We start from the raw sequence: 18,436 nt of genomic DNA, 5'->3' as shown, positions 1-18,436 counted from the left end.
AAAATTAGATATTTTCTCGCAACGGCATAATCCAAGCAAGCTTGTCTTCTACTCGTATTGCTTAACGAAAATATTCATTTAAATTATATACAGCGTATGAAAAAAATAATATTCAACAATCAACATGGCGAAAGAAGTGCATTCCATTGGAAATGGAGCGCTTTCCTGTTTATTTTTGCAGTTTCCCTGCTTCTTTTCTCTTCCTGCGACGACGGGGACGAAGAGGCAGTAAGATATGCCGTCGATGTAACGGTCCAGTATCCCGAAGGATATGCCGATGGCACCCCTTCGGATATTGAGGTAAAAGCAACCAATACCCAAACCGGGACAAATGCTTCCGCCAAAACAAATGCCGATGGTGTTGCCCAATTCTCCCTTGTCTCGGGTATTTACTCGTTCAGTGTCGCCCTTGAAACCGAAGAATTCGCTTTCAACGGATTGCTGGAAAATACGACCGTTGCGGCAGATAAATCAATTACCGTTACGCTCCATGCAAGTTCCCTGTCGGGAGGGTTGGTATTTAAAGAGATTTATTATTCGGGATCCCCCATCGAAGGGGCTACCGGCACTACCGGTTATCTTCAAGATAGTTTCACCGAGATTTACAACAATTCCGATGAAGTGATCTATCTGGATAATATCGGTTTCGGCGCACTGGATCCGGTGGTTTCCAACAGTCCTTCGGTATGGGTGGACGAGAACGGAAATTTGCCGGATCGCTTACCTTTATTCGGATATTCCTTTTATTTCAAAGGTTCCGGCACAGACCACCCTTTAGAACCGCGCACAAGCACCGTGATCGCGGTTGACGGCATCGACCACAAGACAGACCCTGCCGGAAATTCCCTGTCGCCGGTCAATCTGGCCAATGCTGATTGGGAACTATATGTAGGGGACATCAATAACGGGAAAGATGCGGATGCACCGGGAGTACCGAACATGGAGTTGCTGCATACCACAATAACAACCGCATTTGATGCGACATATTCCGTCTTCGGACCGGCGATGGTCATCTTCCGGTTCCCGGAGAATACCGATCCTGCGGATTTCGCCTCCAACGAAGCCAATCTCTCCACGAAGCCGGGTACAACCAAGCCCCAACATCTCCGGATACCCAAAGAATATGTCATCGATATTGTTGAATGTGTGAACCACGATACGAACAAACGCGAAAAAAGGGTGCCTTCCGACCTGGATGCAGGATATACGTTTATCGCCTCTGGAACATACAGCGCCAAAAGTGTGCGTCGAAAAGTAAAACAGATCATTGACGGAAAAGTGATTTACAAAGACACGAACAACTCGACCGAGGATTTTCTGCAAGACCAGACTCCTACCCCGTTCGTCCATCCGACAACCGTCGATCAATAACAGGTATTCATATTAATGAAATTCATTTCCAGAAAGAAGATCCTTATAGGCATTACCTGCCTGTTTTCAGCCGTGACAGGCCATGCACAGACAAACGACAGCGTGGCCTATCCGGTTGACTATTCGTTGTTGCCGGTACGCCATATATGGCTTCAGTCACAAAATCCGGTAGCTTACGCCGGCATTGGCGACGCCATGGATATACGCGTAGCATACGACCATATCTCCGGTTCCTATAAACACCTTTCCGATCCCAAAAGTACAAACGGAGGAAAAGTATCGGCAGAAGGATTCAGGCAGGTGGGACAGCTTCATTTCTTCGGCAGCTTTTCTTACGGGATCTCCAGGTTGAACAGGCAGAAGTGGAAGAATGTACTGATGCCCTCACCCGGAAACCCCTATCTGCTGGCAGACAGTATCGGCGGTGATTACAACAATGAACTGTTCGATATCCGCGGAGCGATGGCCTCTTCCATTAACGATAAGACTACATGGGGGATTGCCGTCACCTATAAGGGTGGTTCTTCATCGGACGAGAATGACCCGCGTGCGTTGATCGATGCCGTCCGCTATTCCATCCGTCCGGGTATCCTGTATCGGTTCTCCCGCTGGTCGATAGGTGCGGATGCAGGATTCGAGGGATACGCCGAAAAAATCGGGATGGAATCCTATTACGGTACATCGAATTTCGTCTTTTTCCAGTTCCAGGGATTGGGAAACTACTTTCCCGATTCGGGCAATGGACACTCGCGGCGTTATAAGGGAAAAGCAACCGGGGGAAATATCCAGATTGGCCGGGAAGGAAGGAACATGGAGAATATCTTTCAGTTAGGGTATAAACTCAATAAGGAGGAATCGGAGGATGGAAGCACCGCAAGTCCTTTTAAATCGGGAGATTATAAAGAGGACACCTATTCCGTATCGAATCTTTTTTCAGCGAAGATCAATGAAACCAACCATATTGCCAGACTGTCCTTTGAATATATTCCTTCAAGGGGGATCTGGTATGATCAACAAAAAATTACCAATGCGAACAATCAAACCGTATGGGAAGTATTCAACCAATCGGTGCAATACCGCCATCGTATCTCCCGTATGGAAGGGCACTATGGATTGACGAAGGAAAAGGACGGTTTTACGGATTACGCCTTTGATGGAACGGTAATCTTTGAACAGCAAAACAGTTCCTTTCTGCCTGAAATGTATCTGCAGGAATATTCCAATATAACGGTTGCTCTGAAAGGGGAAAAAACATTCCCGCTGCCAAAGATGTTTCTGCTGGGATTAAAGTTCAATGCAGGTTATCGGAAAAATCTTTCTTCGAAAGCCGATTTTGAAGGAATAACCCTTGCCGGTATATGGTCATATCCTCTATTCGAATACCGGACATCGGATTATTATACGGGGGGCATCCAGGCCAAACTCAATAAACGAATGTTGCTTGGAAAATTACCAACTACTGTATACCTCATGGCCGGTATCGATTATACAAAATCGACGCTGAAAACAACCAATTTCAACGAACCCCACAGGATAAACGTTTCCGCCGCGTTGGGATGTACATTTTAAAAAATAATTTTTATGAGATATAGATTACTGATCATATTGCTGGCCGCTTTTACGCTGGCACTACAGGCAAAAAACACGTCAAACGGTTTTGCCATTGTCATAGACAGTGCAAGTTACCGGCAGGCGGAAAACGAGGTAAAACGGTATGCCGAATCGATAGAAGCCGACGGGCTTAAAACGTATCTCATTATTGACCGATGGTTCCATCCCGATTCCATCAAACAGGAATTGAAACGGTTATACCATGTAAAGAAAAATCCAATCGAAGGTGCCGTATTGATAGGCGATATTCCCATTGTAATGGTAAGGGACGCCCAACATCTGACCTCGGCTTTCAAAATGAACCAGAAACGGGACTGGCAGCAGTCCAGCATTGCATCCGACCGGTTTTATGACGATTTCGATCTCTCTTTCGATTTCCTCAGGCAGGATTCACTCAAACCGCTTTTCTTCTATTATTCGTTACGTCCCGACTCAAAACAGACAATCCGGTCGGATATCTATACGGCCCGTATCAAGCCGCTGGAAAAAGGGAAAAAAGACAAGTATGCTCAATTGCGCGACTATCTGACAAAAGTAGTCGATATCAAGACGAATGAGAAAAACAACCTTATTGACAATCTTTCGGTTGCCCGGGGATACGGATATAATTCCGAATCGAAAGTGGCATGGTCCGGCGAGCAACTGGCGCTTAAAGAACAATTTCCCACGCTGTTCAATCCGGGGAGTTACGTAAAGTTCATGGATTTCGATTCCTATTGGCCGATAAAACCCTACTGGATGAATGAGATCCTTCGTCCCGATCTGGATATCATGCTGTTTCATCATCACGGTTCCAATGACCGGCAATATGTCAACGGATATAAAAGTGGCAGCGACGTAAACACCTCCATAGAAAATATAAAAATATACCTGCGCAGCAAAGTATCGTCAGCCGTAAAAAGAGGGAAAGATAAAGAAGAGACCATATCATATTATGCCAACCTGCTGGATGTTCCGCGTGCATGGTGCGAGGAGGCTTTCGATCCGGTTCTTATGGAAAAGGATTCGGTGATGAACGCGTCCCTCGAAATAACTGTGGATGAGATCATCGCTATATCGCCCAATGCAAGATTTGTCATGTTTGATGCCTGCTATAACGGCTCTTTCTACGAAGATGAGTATATTGCCGGCGCCTATCTGTTTAATGACGGTAAAACCGTTGTTACACAGGCAAACACCGTCAACACCATCCAGGACAAATGGCCTGATGAATTTCTGGGATTACTCGATCATGGACTCCGGATAGGACAATGGGGCAAATACACTCATTTTCTGGAAACACATATTCTGGGAGATCCTACTTTCCGGTTTGCAAAAAATGCCACTGATGATTTTGATATCAATGATGCACTGACCACACACCGGAATGATAACCGTTTTTGGAGAAAGGCCCTGGCCAGTCCCTATGTGGATATACAGGCGATGGCTTTACAGATGCTGTATGAAAATAATGATCCCGGCATAAGTGATCTGTTGAAAAAATCGTATTTCGAATCCCCCGATATGATTGTACGGCTCCAGTCCCTGATGCTGTTGTCCCGGCTCAATAATGACACATTTGTGGAAGTACTGGCCGCAGCCTCAACAGACAGTTATGAACTCACAAAACGGTATGCTTTTGATTTTATCGGAAAGAACGGATCGGAAGATCTATTGCCGGCTGTTGCCCACGCCATATTGAACGACAATACTTCGAAACGTGTAAACTTTAAGATCTCTTCTGCATACAGGATGCTGAATCTGGATAAACTGGAGACAGAATTACTGAACCAATCTGAAGACCTGCCGCTGTATGCAAGGGAGATGCTGGACAATACGCTGAAGAGCATCCGGTCGGCCAATCAAAGCAAAAAGAGCGATATCCTTTCCATATCGGATAAATCGATAAGCGCCAGCAAAAGGACATCGGAGATTTCCCGGTTCCGGAACCATCCTGCCTCGGATGAAGCGGACATCCTGCTCTCGGTACTGGCAGACCGGACGGATGATCCCGAACTGCGTACCGCTGTAGCCGAAGCGCTTGGGTGGTATAATTATTCCTATCGTAAAGGATACATCATAGAACAATTACAGCAGTTAGTCTCAGCAGAGCCGAACGAAACCGTGCTTTCCGAAATAAAAAAATCGATGAACAGATTATCCGGTCAATAAATGCTCCCGAAGCAAGCGCCGAGGGTATCAAATAAGGAATTTTTAGTTTCCATCCCAAAGGGGCAAGGTACTAAACCAACTTTATAAACAAAGACAAATGAAGAAATATTCCTATTTAGCGTTTTTACTCCTTTTATCCCTTGTTCTGTCCTGTAAAAGCAAGCAGCAAGTGATCCCGCCGGGTATCGAGACGACTATCCGTTTTCAGGAACAACAACTCGTCGATTCCATTCTGCAGTCTGCCCTCGATTATGAGGCGCTGTACACCCTGTTGGGCAATGTGAAACCCATGAGTTCGGTAAGACTGTACCGTTTTCCTTTGGCCAATACGGACAGTGTAAAACAAACAAGTGGCGATATTGTCGACCGGAAGAAGCAAGGAAACCATTTAGATCGATTATATGCTATCCAACAGGCGGTCAACCGGCTGGATTTTCCTGATCTGAAATTTGTACTGGTGCCTTATAAATCAGCCCAGGACAGCATTCGGTTGTTACAGTTAAGCATTGTCAGGATGAGTTCGCTGGACAGCCTTCTGCGGGTAAAAGAAAGTTTTTTCGGCCAGTTCGGACTGGTTCCCGGAGCCGATCCTGCGACCGTGGTCAGTACGATTGAAAATGCAGACCGCTATGAACGATACAGAGGATACGGCTATCTGTTCGGATATCCCGATTATGCCGTCGACTTCTTTGTGGAAGCTGCGCTTGAATCTTCCAAAACCAAGAAGCTTCTACCTCGGAAATTTTTCCAGATACCGGTATATGCAAGGGGAGCAGGATCCTTTACCTACGCCTATCCGGAAGATCATACACCTACATTGGCCACAGATTCTGTCATTTATTACCGGTCGGAGAAAGTGCTGGAAAAATACAGGAAGATCCGGAACAACTATCTGAACACAGACAGTACGCTCAGGGCTTATCAATTGCTGCAGGACTTTTATAAACAGGCATCTTTTTAAGCTCACTGAAAATAAGAAGGATTATTTCAAAAGAAGCAACATGATATAATCCTTCATTCTCAGCAATTATCTTGAAACCTAACCCCTTATAGAGCCGGATAGCCGGATTATTTTACAATTATTTTAACGGGGTAAAGATAATACATTTTTTCCTATCATTTTATTGCATTAAAATTAATTCCTGCCTTGCGAGCCTGCGAATGTTGTAAACGACGGTCTATGTGGTATAGTTTTCCGTCTTTGACGAACCTGGCTCCGGTTTGTTTGAACCAGAACGAAACATTCTGTCCGGTACACAGGTTGCGTAAATCTATGATCCAATCGAAATTACAGGCACGGGCACCGTATCCTGATTCCCCTCCGGCAACCACTTGCTCAACCCATGAACCGATATTGTATGAGGATAAATCTATGCCTTCCAAAAGCGGTTCGCAAATAATGACTTTGTGTTTTATGGGTGCCGTTTTATAGATAGGCAGGCGATAATCCGCTCTGTCCTGATTCTCAACCGTACAGCAAATGGTTACATGATCATAGCCGTCGCCCCAATCTTCAGGCAATGATTCATGCAAACGGTCGATACGCTTGGTTATCATCATAAATTTCAAATCATTTCGAAGACGTATCATTTCCCATGCTTCCGCACGCCAGGGATCGGTATCCTCCAAAAAGAAGTCGGAAGTGAAACAAGTGTAAACCATCGTTCCCGAAGGGATTTTGTATTCTCCGTTCCGCTTTTTCTGCACAGGTAAATCAAAATTCTTTGTTTTGGTAATAATACTACTGTCAACGTCCCGTTTTGAATCACCCCGGTAAACATAGCAATGCTTACAACCAGCGCTTAGCTTATGGCAGCCATGCCACAGATTCCACATCTTCGACTTGGGTTCAATAGCATTCTTTGTCATTCGAACAGTGTGATTGTATAATCGAACAGTTCCATTCCTCCGGATTTGCCATGTCCGGGGATAGCTATTTTAGTGTTCGGATATTTTGCTTTGACACGCTTTACTGTTTCGGACCATTCGTCAGGATTCGCTTCCGCAAGGTTTCCTTTTCCAGCCCCAACCTCTTTGATAAGGCAGCCGCCAAACATAATATCTTCCAGAGGGAAATATCCGATAACATTATCGCAAGTATGTCCTTCCCCTAAAAAATCCACATATACTCTTTCTCCCCCTACTTCCAATTCGAGGAATGGATCGAATCCCTGTTGTGGAACCGGAAGTCCATACTTTTTTGCTATTTGGATTGTCTTTTGATAGGCATAAGAAGGTATTCCTTGACTATGGAACTCATCTAATCCGCCTAAATTGTCGACATGATAATGAGTAGGAATAATTGCCTTAATCTTGCATTGTAGCGTACTTGTTATCCAATCAATCAATTCAGAGGAAGATTCATTATCGGTTGACGTATCAAAAACAACAGCTTCGTTTTTGTTACAAACAATCATTCCGTTGCACGGAACTTTCCCGAAACTTTCGGTCTCAAGATAGGATATATGTTCATAAACATGTTCTGAGATTTGGGTTATCAGCAACTTTTCCGACTGATATACTTCCTTTTTTGATTTTGCTTCTTTACATCCTAAAAGGATAATACTTAAGATAAATAGTGATATAATTCTCCTCATGGTTTATTGCGGTTTTTATTCTTTATTCATTATTTCTCTTTTATCACCATTGTCAAACAAACCACACAGTTCTCTAAAACCTCATATTCTTCACGCTGCTTTTTCATGTAATTCTCAAACAATGATTTTTGTTCAGGATGTTTCTTTATCAGTTCATTGCATCTGAATGTGATATAATCAAATTCCTGTTCGTGCTCCGATTTTATTTCTTCCGGATCGCTCGCGATCTTTTCGTCAATCAACTCCATTCCTGCTTCGGATATTTGTCTTAACAATTCATTCTTTTTGAACAACGCGGAATAATTAAATGTACTTAAATCATCAATATAAGCATCGTCGATTAAAATAATGCCATTGGGTTCCAGGCAGTTTTTGAGTTTGGTCAAAGTGGCATAGTAATCGCCGAAGACTTGCCCGATAGCTCCCAGAATAATGACATCGAACCGGCGAAGTTCATTTATCTTGTCTCTTATATCTGCTTTTTCAAAATGACATAAGGATTTAACCTTATATTCTTTCGCTTTTCGATTGGCTTCTTCAATAAATTCACAGACTCCGTCAAATCCCCAACACTTAGATTCCAATTTTTCGGCAATTCGTATCGACACGGCTCCTTTGCCGCAACCTAAGTCCAGGACTTTTAAACCGGAGTAATCGTTTGTATGCTTTTCAATCAGCTCTATCATATCCGAAGGCGAGGAGCCTATTTCCCAAAAATCCTGCAATATGTAAGGAAGATACGGAAATATTTCTGCATCGTCTCCATCCATAGCCGTAACAACACTTTCTTCTATGGACAAGTCTTTTAGTTTCATCTTTACTCTTTATTCCAGCGTTTCAATGTTAATAGAAACTCACGAAGAATCGGACGTGCTTCATCGGGCGTAAAATTATTTCCCGTCTCTTTATTCCAGTGGTCGAGGTATTTCAGGTTTGTCTCCAGCATATCTTCCATTGTCACGTCACGGGTAAAAGCTCCGTTCTGATAACAATAATGGCAGTACTCCTCGTTTCTTGTTCCGTCGGCATTCGTGCCGAAATCTCCTGCGGATTTCATATTCATACCGCAGCTCTGACAAATTTTTTCTTCCATGATTAATTTAATTTATTGTGGGTTATAATCTGTAAATCCCAATCTATTGGCCGAAGGATTAGAAAACCCGACAGCCCAATCCGTTCTTATAAAAGCTATAACTTTCTTCTATATTTTCAGCTTTTTATCTCAATATCATACTTCGCATGTTCCGAAACAAAATCTTTCGTTATCAAACTCCCAAATGCAGGATGATTTAATAACATTGATTTTCCAATGCCCGGATAGGAATGATAGCCGGTGTAACCTCGCCTCCGAAACAGGCAGAATGGCAAATAATATCGACTTCCTGTGATTTCAATTTGGAACTTAATGATGCGAACCAAGCATCAAAACAAATAGTTAATCCTACTTTCATATCATTACATTTACAAGCGATGGCTTCATTCCCTGCTGTAAAAGCTCGCTTTTCATAATCAGGCAAATGGATCTTCCTGTAAGAAACGACCAAACCTTCGGCTCCCACAATAATCGAGGTATTATATAATTGGGTTCCACACAATTCAGGTATTGATCCCGTTATATATCCCCCGCAATCCTTCATCAAATCTGTGAGATAATTGAGTGTATAGCTATCATTCAGATTTTCACCAAAAGGTATTAATTCATCTTTCGAATCAAATGCAAACCCACTGGTAAATAGTTCGGGTAACACCAATAAATCGAAAGCGGAATCTTTTATTCTCTCTCTTATATAAGTTAGATTGGCATCCCTGTCACGCCATATAATATCGTATTGAAAGAAGCCTATTTTCATATTTTACAATTCTATCTGATATATCCTTGACTCTTCATTCCAAGGGTGATATCCCTGTCCGATATAGTTGAACCCAAATTTCTCATAATAACCGACATGATCGGTAGATAAATACAAATTTCTGAATCCGAATCTTTTAGAATCATCTTTTGCCTTGTTAATCAGAAGTTCCGCATAGTTGTTTCCTCTTTGTTGCTCCGAAATAAATACTGCGCAAATCCACGGATACAAATCCATCCGACTGATAAAATCGTTTGTGATAAGTCCGGCACATCCTATAATTCCACCTTCTTTTTCCAGCAAATACCATTGTGGCAGAGGACTCTCTGCGTTTAGACTGTGGCTTATACTGTCTTCGTATATAACTGGCGATACCGTAATCCAGCTTTGTTGGAAAAAACGAATCGCTTTTTCCTTGTATTCGGGGTTTTCCCGAACCGATATAATTTTCATTTTATATTCTGATTAATCCGTAATAATGCAAATCTATGATTTTACCGTTTTTGATGGCAGCCTGTTTCAGCACAGCTTCCTTTTCAAATCCGGCTTTTTCCAGAACCCGTTGTGAGGCTCTATTAAAATCGAAAACAGGTGCGTACAACTTCTTTATCGGAAAATGAGAGAAAGCGTAATCAACCATTTCTTCCACAACATTTGTCATGATTCCTCTGTTCCAGTAATATTCTCCCAACCAATAGCCGATCTCGGCGCTTATCCGTTCTACATCTGAGTTTAAAACAATTCCGATTCCTCCGACAGCTTTTCCGTCAACGTCAATCGCAAAATCAGTAAAGGGTGGTTCTTTACTTAAAACCATATTGATAAACTGCTCCCCATCCTCAACCGTATATGGGTAAGGGAAATAATCCCTTACATTGTTCCAAATGTTTATATTGTTGGCATTTTCAGCAAGAGATTCCTTGTCTGACAATTTCCATTCCCTTAGTAGATAGTTTTTGCTCATACTTTTTATCCATTTGTCTGGAAAGAAATATCTTCTCCTCTCGCACGGGCCTCCCTAACCATCTGTTGGTATTCTTCCGGCAACGATTCAATTGGTAGAATCATATCATCAACCATAACGAACTGATTAAATGGGTTACTATCAACCATATCTCCGGTTGCAAATTCATTATTGAAGATTCTGTCTAATTTCAGCATATCGCGAATCAATTTAGACTTGGCTCCTATTGTTGAGCTTTTTGTGCCGAAATAATTATGAATATCACTTGATGGAATATAGGGCTCAAAAGATTTGTCGAAAAGGAAGTTCAGATTACCAACTGTATATATGACAGAGGCTGCCCATATTTCCATTTTTCCGGTCAAGAAAGGGACATTTCTCTTACGCCCTAATTTTTGAACCAGTTCAATACAAAGCTGTTTGTATTCCTCATTTAGTTTCTCCTGACAGAAATTAGAGACCAGTTCAATCAATTTCTCTTCTTTTTCTTTTTTGATTTGTTTTATGTCCATATATTATACCTTATAAATAATTCTGTAAAAGCATTTGGAAGTTTACGGACGCCCCCCAACTTGAAGTCACAAATTGTGACTTCAAGTTTTGGAACTCGTTATCAGTCAGTATTAATATTTTGGTTTAAGATCACAAATTGTGATTTATACTGTCAGATAACTTTTACTCGTCTTTTCTATCTTTTTTCTTATTAGCCTTTCTTTCCAATTGCTTAATAGCATCCAGATAGGCTTGCTCAACAGAAGATACAGTTTTCACCTGATATTTTCTATACTCAGCTTTTGCTTTCTCCATCGCTTGTTGATGACTGACACTACCGGCATCGGCCAATAACTTTTCTCCGGTTGAAGAAAGAATATTATCCAACTGATTAACATAGTCCGACATATACATTGGATTACGCCGCATAGCTTGAATTTCCGCAAAGTCGAAATACCCGGAAACAAGATTGTTCAATATTTTAAGCTCGTCAGCCGTCAGGTAATTTTTTGCAACAGTTATATCTTTGCTTGTGGGAAGATCTCCAGAGAATGTAGTCAACCCCATGAATGGCTTATCAGCATCTGCCCGTTCATAGATAACTTCCGCAGCAGTGTGCCCGTGTGCAGCGAAGTGCAATTTATTCTGAACAATCTTGAAAAATTGAATGGAAACATCAGATTTAGGATCATAATCCACACTTGTAGCATAAAGGTCGAGCACCTGACGATAAAGCACTTTCTCGGAAGAACGAATATCCCGGATCCGATCGAGTAGTTCTTTCCAATAATTTCCTCCGCCTAATTGTTTGAGGCGTTCATCATCCATCGTAAAGCCCTTGATCATATACTCTTTCAAACGTTCGGTGGCCCAACGACGGAAATGTGTAGCTACAATGGATTTAATACGATAGCCAACAGAGATAATAGCATCCAGATTATAAAACTGGGTTTGATATGTTTTCCCATCTTCGGCAGTATGTGCAAATTTTGCACATACTGAATCTTTGTCTAATTCTCCTTCTTCAAATATATTACCTAAATGCTTAGTAACCACCGATCGATCTACATCAAACAATATGGCTATTTGCGCTTGCGTCAACCATACAGTTTCGTCTTCCATCTTCACCTCAATACGGGTATGCCCGTCTCCAGCTTGATAGATAATGATATTTCCTTGATTATTACTCATCAATACATCTTTTACTTATTAATCCTGCATTCAATTTTTTATTTTCCTACATTTTGGCGGAAATATTCTTACTGATTTCAAAACAGCTATTTTACAAAATAATAGCCCGCCCTTTTTCCACTTTTATATAACCCCGCCTTACAGCTTCCCGTATACCCTGATACATAGCATAATCTACGTTATTACCTGTTCTGGCAAAACCGAAAAGCTGTGCTGTAATACGTGCCAAATCTTTTGTCGGAAGGCTGATTTGTGATCTCAATAAATATTTCATCGCATTCGCCACTTCATCAGGTGCCAAATCAAGTGCAGTACGTTCCGATACCGGCCTGAAAGTATCATATAAGATCATCTGCTCTTCACTTCTCCAAAAGAAGATAGATTCGTCGTCTCTTTTTTGATAGTATTCAACTTTAGTAAACAACTCATTAAAATATGCATCTATCCGTGATCCTAAACGGGAAATTCCCCAGGAGTTAAGCACACGTTTACACAACAGAGAGCGGCTTATTGGGGCTTCCGCTTCAAGAACTATCTGTATCTGTCTTACAATGTAACTCTCATTGTGAGGAAAAAGAAATGATTCTGAAGGAAATGGTACTTTTGGAAGATTTGCATACACATATATATCATGTATATCGGATTCTTCTGTTTTTATTGGCTCTTCCTGCATTACGATTGACTCTTCTTTCATTACAACCGGGTCTTTCGCCATTGTATTTGGTTTTTCCGGCATCACTCCCCGATCCGCAAAATTATTTTTGATCAGCCCCTCTTCATCACCCGTAACCAACACTTTTTCATCTTGTTTTTTGGCTATGACCGGTTCAGTGATTCTCTTTTTAGCATTTTCGATGGCAGATTCAATCATGATCATTACTTTCGTGGGATCCTCCCACCAATCGAGCGTCCATACACGGCATATATTCCATCCCAACATACGCAGTACACTGTTCTGCACAACTTCCCTATCCCTGGTCGTTTTTGTCCTTTTATAATTTTCACCATCACAAATGATACCTAAAATATAGTTACCGGGATTATTCTCATCCACAACGGCAATATCAATCTTATAGCCGGAAGTACCGATATTTGTATGCACCTCATATCCTATTTCCCTCAATTTTTCGGCAACAAGATATTCAATTGAAGCGTCTTTGGTTATAGCCAACTGCCGCTCCCTATTCAGCCGCTCTCCCTTTTCCGCAAACTCGAGAAAACGTTTCAGGCTTTTGACACCTATGGCAGAGGTGCGGTTCAAATCGATCTGATCGGAACGCAGTGATGAGAAAATGATCATTTCATACCTTGCGCGGGAGACAGCCACATTCAGACGCCTCTCCCCTCCATTACGGTTTAATGGCCCGAAGTTCATACTCACCCGGCCTTCCGCGTCCGGGCCATATCCCACGGAAAATAGAATGACATCGCGTTCATCTCCCTGTACATTTTCGAGATTCTTAATGAACAGAGGCTCTTTGCATTCCAGGGCAATAACCTCTAAATCAGGTCTGAAAACAAACAGATCTGACAACAGGTCTTCAATAAGATTCTGTTGCACTGCACTAAAGGTAACTACTCCAATACTTTTTTTTCTTAATTCCTCATCGGACAAACGACGTTTGATCTCATTGACTACGGCTTCGGCCTCATTCCTGTTCTGCCGGCTTCTCCCTATGTCATAGAGCCCATCTATATGAACCATGCGGACTTTCGATTCGATATTATCAGGGGAGGGAAAAGTAAGCAGTTTATTATCATAATACTCCGAATTGCTGAACGCTATCAGGCTTTCATGTTTACTGCGGTAATGCCACAGCAGATAGCGGGAGGGGATAGAAAGCGCCAAAGTATCGTCCAGGATACTCTCCAGATCTTCTTTATCCAGATTATCCTCATCCACGTTATTGACAGAGAAAAAGTTTGTCGGAGGCATTTGCTTGGGATCACCTACAATGATCATGTTCTTTCCCCTGGCAATAGCGCCCACAGCCTCATACGTCGGCATTTGAGAAGCCTCGTCGAAAATGATCAGATCAAACTTGTCGGCATCGGGATTGATATATTGCGCGACCGAGATCGGACTCATCAGCATGCAAGGACACATGCGTGATAATAAAGTAGGAATCTGATCGAACAGATTACGGATGGACATGCCACGCGCATTATTCCTGATACTGCGTTGCAATATCCCTACTTCTGAATTCTGGGTAGCCTCGATAGTAAACGAGGGGATATTCGCGGCCAATCTGGCATATAACTCTTTCCTGGTAATCTCTGCAAAATGATCGTTCAACTCCTTGTACTTTGAAATCACATCATTGAATAATTCTCCTTTGAAAAGTTCCAGTCCCGACTCTTGCGCAATAATATAGTCAATAGCCGCACGATAGAATCCTTTCAAAAAACTGTTTTTCAATTGATGCGTCGGAATATTCTTCTCCCTGTATTCATCAGCGACAAATCCAATTTGAAGTCCGGCCGCCCTCTCTTTTGCAGTGAGCCACTGACACCAGTCTTTTAGCTTGTCGATATGGGAAAGCCAACTATTTAACTGCGATAAAGCGTTGTCTAACCACAATGTATCATTGCCTATTAGCATAGTATCATCCACATTCAATACCCCCGACAAGTCGGATAATCCATTCTCGAGTTGCCACAGTAACCCTTTAAATTCATTGAAAGATTTCTCATGTACTTTCCTGAAAGTATCTATTCCGCTCACTAACTGCCTGGCGATATTTTGCTTCAGTTCATTGGCTTTCACGATATCGTTCGTAAAAACAAGCACAGCATTGTCTAATAAAGAAAAATCGCTGATTATTTGAAGGATCGTCTCCCATTGTTCATTTTCCTGCTTGGCAAACTTCCCGAACAGCAATTGCAACTTTTGGGAATAGTCATTCACCAATTTCTGCTCCTGCTGGTATTGGATAATGTTTGTAAGTGTGTTCTTTATATCAGTATGCTTAATTGTACCACCATCAATATATAATTTCAATTGATCACGCACCTTCTTTTGTCCCAAAACCCGGGGGATATACCATTTATCGGTGGCCCTATTCCATGCATTCAATAGGGATTTGGCATCGATGGTAAGGATATCTTCGCTGAAATGTTGTCGGATTTCTTTTTTATACCGGTCACGCTCCTTTCCATGCATTACCACTTCTCTACATTCCGTGAACAGCTCTTCCGGCTTATGTTCGTGCAATAAAGCCGGCGTCAACCCGGGTATTTGAAGTAAAACAGCAAAAAGGGTTGCCGCGCTATCAAACTGCCCCCGGGTATATTTTGTTTCAGGTGCATCTCCGGCCAGCGTATTTAATAGCGTTGTTTGCTTTTTCAGATCCGAAAAAACCTTAATGGCCTCCTGTAAGACAGCAGAAGCTTTCTCTTTCGCTTCAGATGTATATCTTGCTATGTTGATCCCGGTCAGAGGGTGATTACAAGGGTGCCCACAGGCATTTCCCACGCTTACAAGTAAATCGACGGCGTCCTGCCATTCAAGAAGTTTATCTTCAGTAAGATCAGGGAATAAGGATTGTGGAAATTTCAACTCAACATCCGTCTCCAAATGCAGATATTTCGTTATGGCCTGATATAAAGATAATCCGAACGGATACGGCTTATGCAACGCTTCGATATATACATTCAGGTCTTTACGAAGGTCGAACAAACGTTTGGCGTCGCGGGCGAAATTCTCAGGAGAACGGTATTTTACAATTTCGGTAGTTTCTTTCAACTGCGACAGAACATCTGTTTTCTTTGCCTTATTCGAATGAAGTTCCAGACAGAAAGGAGCTAATCCAATAGCCTTCAAGCGACTTTGAACAACTGACAATGCCGCCATTTTCTCGGCGACAAAAAGTACCCTTTTCCCCTGGTAGAGGGCATTGGCTATTATATTGGTGATGGTTTGGGATTTTCCCGTCCCGGGAGGACCGTGCAAAATGTAGGTTTTATCGTTTATTGCTTCATAAACGGCTTCCAACTGGGAAGAATCGGCGCTTATAGGCAGTACAAGATCCGCCGGGGTCAGGGTTTTATCCAATTCCGAGGCATCTGTCTGCGTATCATCCACTTCAAATTCAATTTTACCGGTAACAAGACTGTATACCAATTTATTCTCCATCAATTTATCCGCGTTGTTGTGAATATCATTCCACATGATAAATTTGTTGAAAGAGAATATACCCAGGACAGCCTGTTCTTCAACATCCCATTTCGGCAGGTTTTTAATGCTGTTCCTGAAAATAGAATAGATGAGCCGCACGTTCACGCCGCGTCCGTCTTGTGGAAGCGATTCCAAACCGGGAACATTTATACCGAAATTTTGCCTGAGCATCTCCAGCAAGGTAATATTCAAGATAATATCTTCTTCTCGGGAACGAATGATATACCCTTTAGCCGCCGATTTCCGGATCATTTCAACAGGAAATAACAGAAGCGGGGCATAACGCGGACGCTCGCTATTAGGCGTTTCGTACCAACGGAGTAAACCGAGTGCCATATACAAGGTATTGGCCCCGTTCTCTTCAATCGATAATCTGGATGATCGGTATAGATGTTTTAAAGATTTGTCCAATTCCGTTTCTGTCAGGTAAGTCCTTAGTCTTTTCTGTGCTATCTCCGATCTGATAAGTTCAATAACCGGATCAGAAGAAGCCACGGAATGATACACTCCGAAATCATACAACGGATTGTCCCAGTCGGCAGGTTTCGGCATAAGCCTGAACTCGCTTCCATCGGCTAATGCATCTTCAAATTTATCCAGATCGGCAGAAATCAGTTGAAGCGTATTCCTGGTTATTCTTGTATTTAACAAATTGTTTCGCAAGCTCAAATCCAATAATTTCCGCTCCCACATCAATTGCTTAGTAACTTGAATATTGGAGGAAAGATTTGATAAATCATACGGATTAATAGCTTCGGGATTAACGATCTCTTTTTCTGAAAACGTATTACCATTCTCTTTTATTTGCCAATGCTCTCCATTCAAAATACGTTGTGGCAGGGGCCTTACTCCCGAAAATCGGGAACGTTTAACATCTAACGCCAAAAGAAAATCGTTTATCCGCCTGATAGCATCGTTTGCTCGTTTTACCGCCTGGTCGAAAGTGGAATCATTTCCCTTATTCATGCAAGTCGTTTCCACCAAAATAATCTCATTAATCCCTTCGGCAGTTCGTTTTGTCAGAAACGAACCATCGTCAATCACACTATCGGGAAAAGTATCCGGTATCAGCCATCCTCCGGCAAAAGCATGTCCCTGTGTAACAACAATCAAAGGATGTATTCCAATAGCCTCCAGACAAGAAGCATACAGCAACGCCATATCCAGGCATGTTCCCATCTTATGCGACATCACACTATCGGCCATTCTGATCCGCTGTCCGTATTTTTCAAAACTTGCGGGAACAGAACTGTATATAACATCCTGTTCTGTAATTGCATTATAGATAGCCGCCATTTGGTTTTTCACCCGGTTCGGGTTTTTACTTTGGTATTCATCCAGTGCCGGATTACCGGTCATCTGTTCCAGGATATGAGCAGCTCTTCTCTGTATTGAAACAATAGCAGGATGATTGGGAGTAACGAAAGCGGATAACATCTCCGGCAATACCGAAATTCCACTCCATTGGTCGAAGGCCAATATATCAATAGAATAATCTTCCTGAAAAACAATCACATTTTCTACATAAATTTTTAACGATATATTTCCGGCCAATCGTTCGGTTAATTGAATGAAAAAATTGGTTGACAATTTCAATTTTACATCATCTATCCTCACTGTTCCGTCTATGGGAATAGTCTCTAACAGATAAGGAACTGTATCGGCAAAATCAGGTTCAGAAGTCAGTTCCACCCGAATATTGTTCAATGCTTTTCCTGAAATATTTTCAATAGTGAAAATACGGATGACGGAAACACGATTTTGCTGGAATACGAAATTGATGACGGGAAGATAAACGAATTCTACTTTTATCAAATTAGATCCTTCACTCATAATGCTTTTGGTATAATATCCCGCTATTTAGAATGGTTTTTATTTTACCTTCAAAGATAAGAATTTTAGCGGGATATGTAGGAGCAGAGGACAAAAAAAATCCCTAAGAGTATATTTACTTTCAGGGACTTAATGAATCATTCGATTTTCTTGCGTGCGGCTGAAGGGACTCGAACCCCCACGCCTCTCGGCACCAGAT

The 18,436-nt window shown here is 42.1% G+C and carries 14 protein-coding genes; 4 read left to right on the top strand and 10 right to left on the bottom strand.

The window, feature by feature from the left end; genetic code table 11:
- Positions 1 to 96 precede the first annotated feature (96 nt).
- The 4 genes from Q0502_RS03310 to Q0502_RS03295 all read left to right on the top strand — a co-directional run bounded on the left by Q0502_RS03310 (position 97) and on the right by Q0502_RS03295 (position 6,094).
- On the top strand, positions 97 to 1,371 hold the full coding sequence (locus Q0502_RS03310; protein WP_298647106.1) for a DUF4876 domain-containing protein: 1,275 nt from the start codon (positions 97 to 99) through the stop codon (positions 1,369 to 1,371).
- 15 nt (positions 1,372 to 1,386) lie between these two features.
- Entirely contained in the window at positions 1,387 to 2,940 is a 1,554-nt protein-coding gene (locus tag Q0502_RS03305; RefSeq protein WP_298647103.1) for a DUF6850 family outer membrane beta-barrel protein, read from the top strand.
- Between the two features lie 12 nt (positions 2,941 to 2,952).
- Positions 2,953 to 5,133: a HEAT repeat domain-containing protein gene (locus Q0502_RS03300; RefSeq protein WP_298647101.1), complete on the top strand. Its 2,181-nt coding sequence runs from the start codon at positions 2,953 to 2,955 to the stop codon at positions 5,131 to 5,133.
- Positions 5,134 to 5,230: 97 nt separating this feature from the next.
- Positions 5,231 to 6,094 (top strand): hypothetical protein, encoded by an 864-nt coding sequence (locus Q0502_RS03295; RefSeq protein ID WP_298647098.1) that lies wholly within the window; start codon positions 5,231 to 5,233, stop codon positions 6,092 to 6,094.
- 155 nt (positions 6,095 to 6,249) lie between these two features.
- On the opposite strand, the gene Q0502_RS03290 is transcribed toward Q0502_RS03295, so the two are convergent.
- The 10 genes from Q0502_RS03290 to Q0502_RS03245 form a co-directional block, all read right to left on the bottom strand.
- The gene (locus Q0502_RS03290; protein WP_298647096.1) at positions 6,250 to 7,002 is read right to left on the bottom strand and encodes a DUF5131 family protein; all 753 of its coding nucleotides are present in this window, start codon (positions 7,000 to 7,002) and stop codon (positions 6,250 to 6,252) included.
- Positions 6,999 to 7,730: a subclass B1 metallo-beta-lactamase gene (bla, locus tag Q0502_RS03285; protein ID WP_298647094.1), complete on the bottom strand. Its 732-nt coding sequence runs from the start codon at positions 7,728 to 7,730 to the stop codon at positions 6,999 to 7,001. The genes Q0502_RS03290 and bla overlap by 4 nt, the downstream gene beginning before the upstream one ends.
- A 29-nt stretch (positions 7,731 to 7,759) precedes the next feature.
- Positions 7,760 to 8,545 (bottom strand): class I SAM-dependent methyltransferase, encoded by a 786-nt coding sequence (locus Q0502_RS03280; RefSeq protein WP_298647093.1) that lies wholly within the window; start codon positions 8,543 to 8,545, stop codon positions 7,760 to 7,762.
- A 2-nt stretch (positions 8,546 to 8,547) separates the two neighbouring features.
- Positions 8,548 to 8,823: a zinc ribbon domain-containing protein gene (locus Q0502_RS03275; protein ID WP_298647091.1), complete on the bottom strand. Its 276-nt coding sequence runs from the start codon at positions 8,821 to 8,823 to the stop codon at positions 8,548 to 8,550.
- 196 nt (positions 8,824 to 9,019) lie between these two features.
- Positions 9,020 to 9,580 carry a carbon-nitrogen hydrolase family protein gene (locus Q0502_RS03270; RefSeq protein WP_298647089.1) on the bottom strand — a complete coding sequence of 187 codons (561 nt, stop codon included), beginning with the start codon at positions 9,578 to 9,580 and terminating at the stop codon, positions 9,020 to 9,022.
- A gap of 3 nt (positions 9,581 to 9,583) precedes the next feature.
- Positions 9,584 to 10,033, bottom strand: a complete 450-nt coding sequence (locus Q0502_RS03265; protein ID WP_298647088.1) for a GNAT family N-acetyltransferase — start codon at positions 10,031 to 10,033, stop codon at positions 9,584 to 9,586.
- Position 10,034: 1 nt separating this feature from the next.
- Positions 10,035 to 10,544: a GNAT family protein gene (locus tag Q0502_RS03260; RefSeq protein WP_298647086.1), complete on the bottom strand. Its 510-nt coding sequence runs from the start codon at positions 10,542 to 10,544 to the stop codon at positions 10,035 to 10,037.
- A 5-nt stretch (positions 10,545 to 10,549) separates the two neighbouring features.
- The gene (locus Q0502_RS03255; protein WP_298647084.1) at positions 10,550 to 11,056 is read right to left on the bottom strand and encodes a DUF6398 domain-containing protein; all 507 of its coding nucleotides are present in this window, start codon (positions 11,054 to 11,056) and stop codon (positions 10,550 to 10,552) included.
- Positions 11,057 to 11,219: 163 nt separating this feature from the next.
- On the bottom strand, positions 11,220 to 12,230 hold the full coding sequence (locus Q0502_RS03250; RefSeq protein WP_298647082.1) for a virulence RhuM family protein: 1,011 nt from the start codon (positions 12,228 to 12,230) through the stop codon (positions 11,220 to 11,222).
- Positions 12,231 to 12,318: 88 nt separating this feature from the next.
- Positions 12,319 to 18,237, bottom strand: a complete 5,919-nt coding sequence (locus Q0502_RS03245; RefSeq protein ID WP_298647079.1) for a DUF3320 domain-containing protein — start codon at positions 18,235 to 18,237, stop codon at positions 12,319 to 12,321.
- Between the last annotated feature and the right edge of the window lie 199 nt (positions 18,238 to 18,436).

Source organism: uncultured Proteiniphilum sp., assembly GCF_937873925.1.
Lineage (GTDB): Bacteria > Bacteroidota > Bacteroidia > Bacteroidales > Dysgonomonadaceae > Proteiniphilum.
Note: the sequence above shows the minus strand (reverse complement) of the source record. Positions and strands in the feature narration are given on the sequence as shown.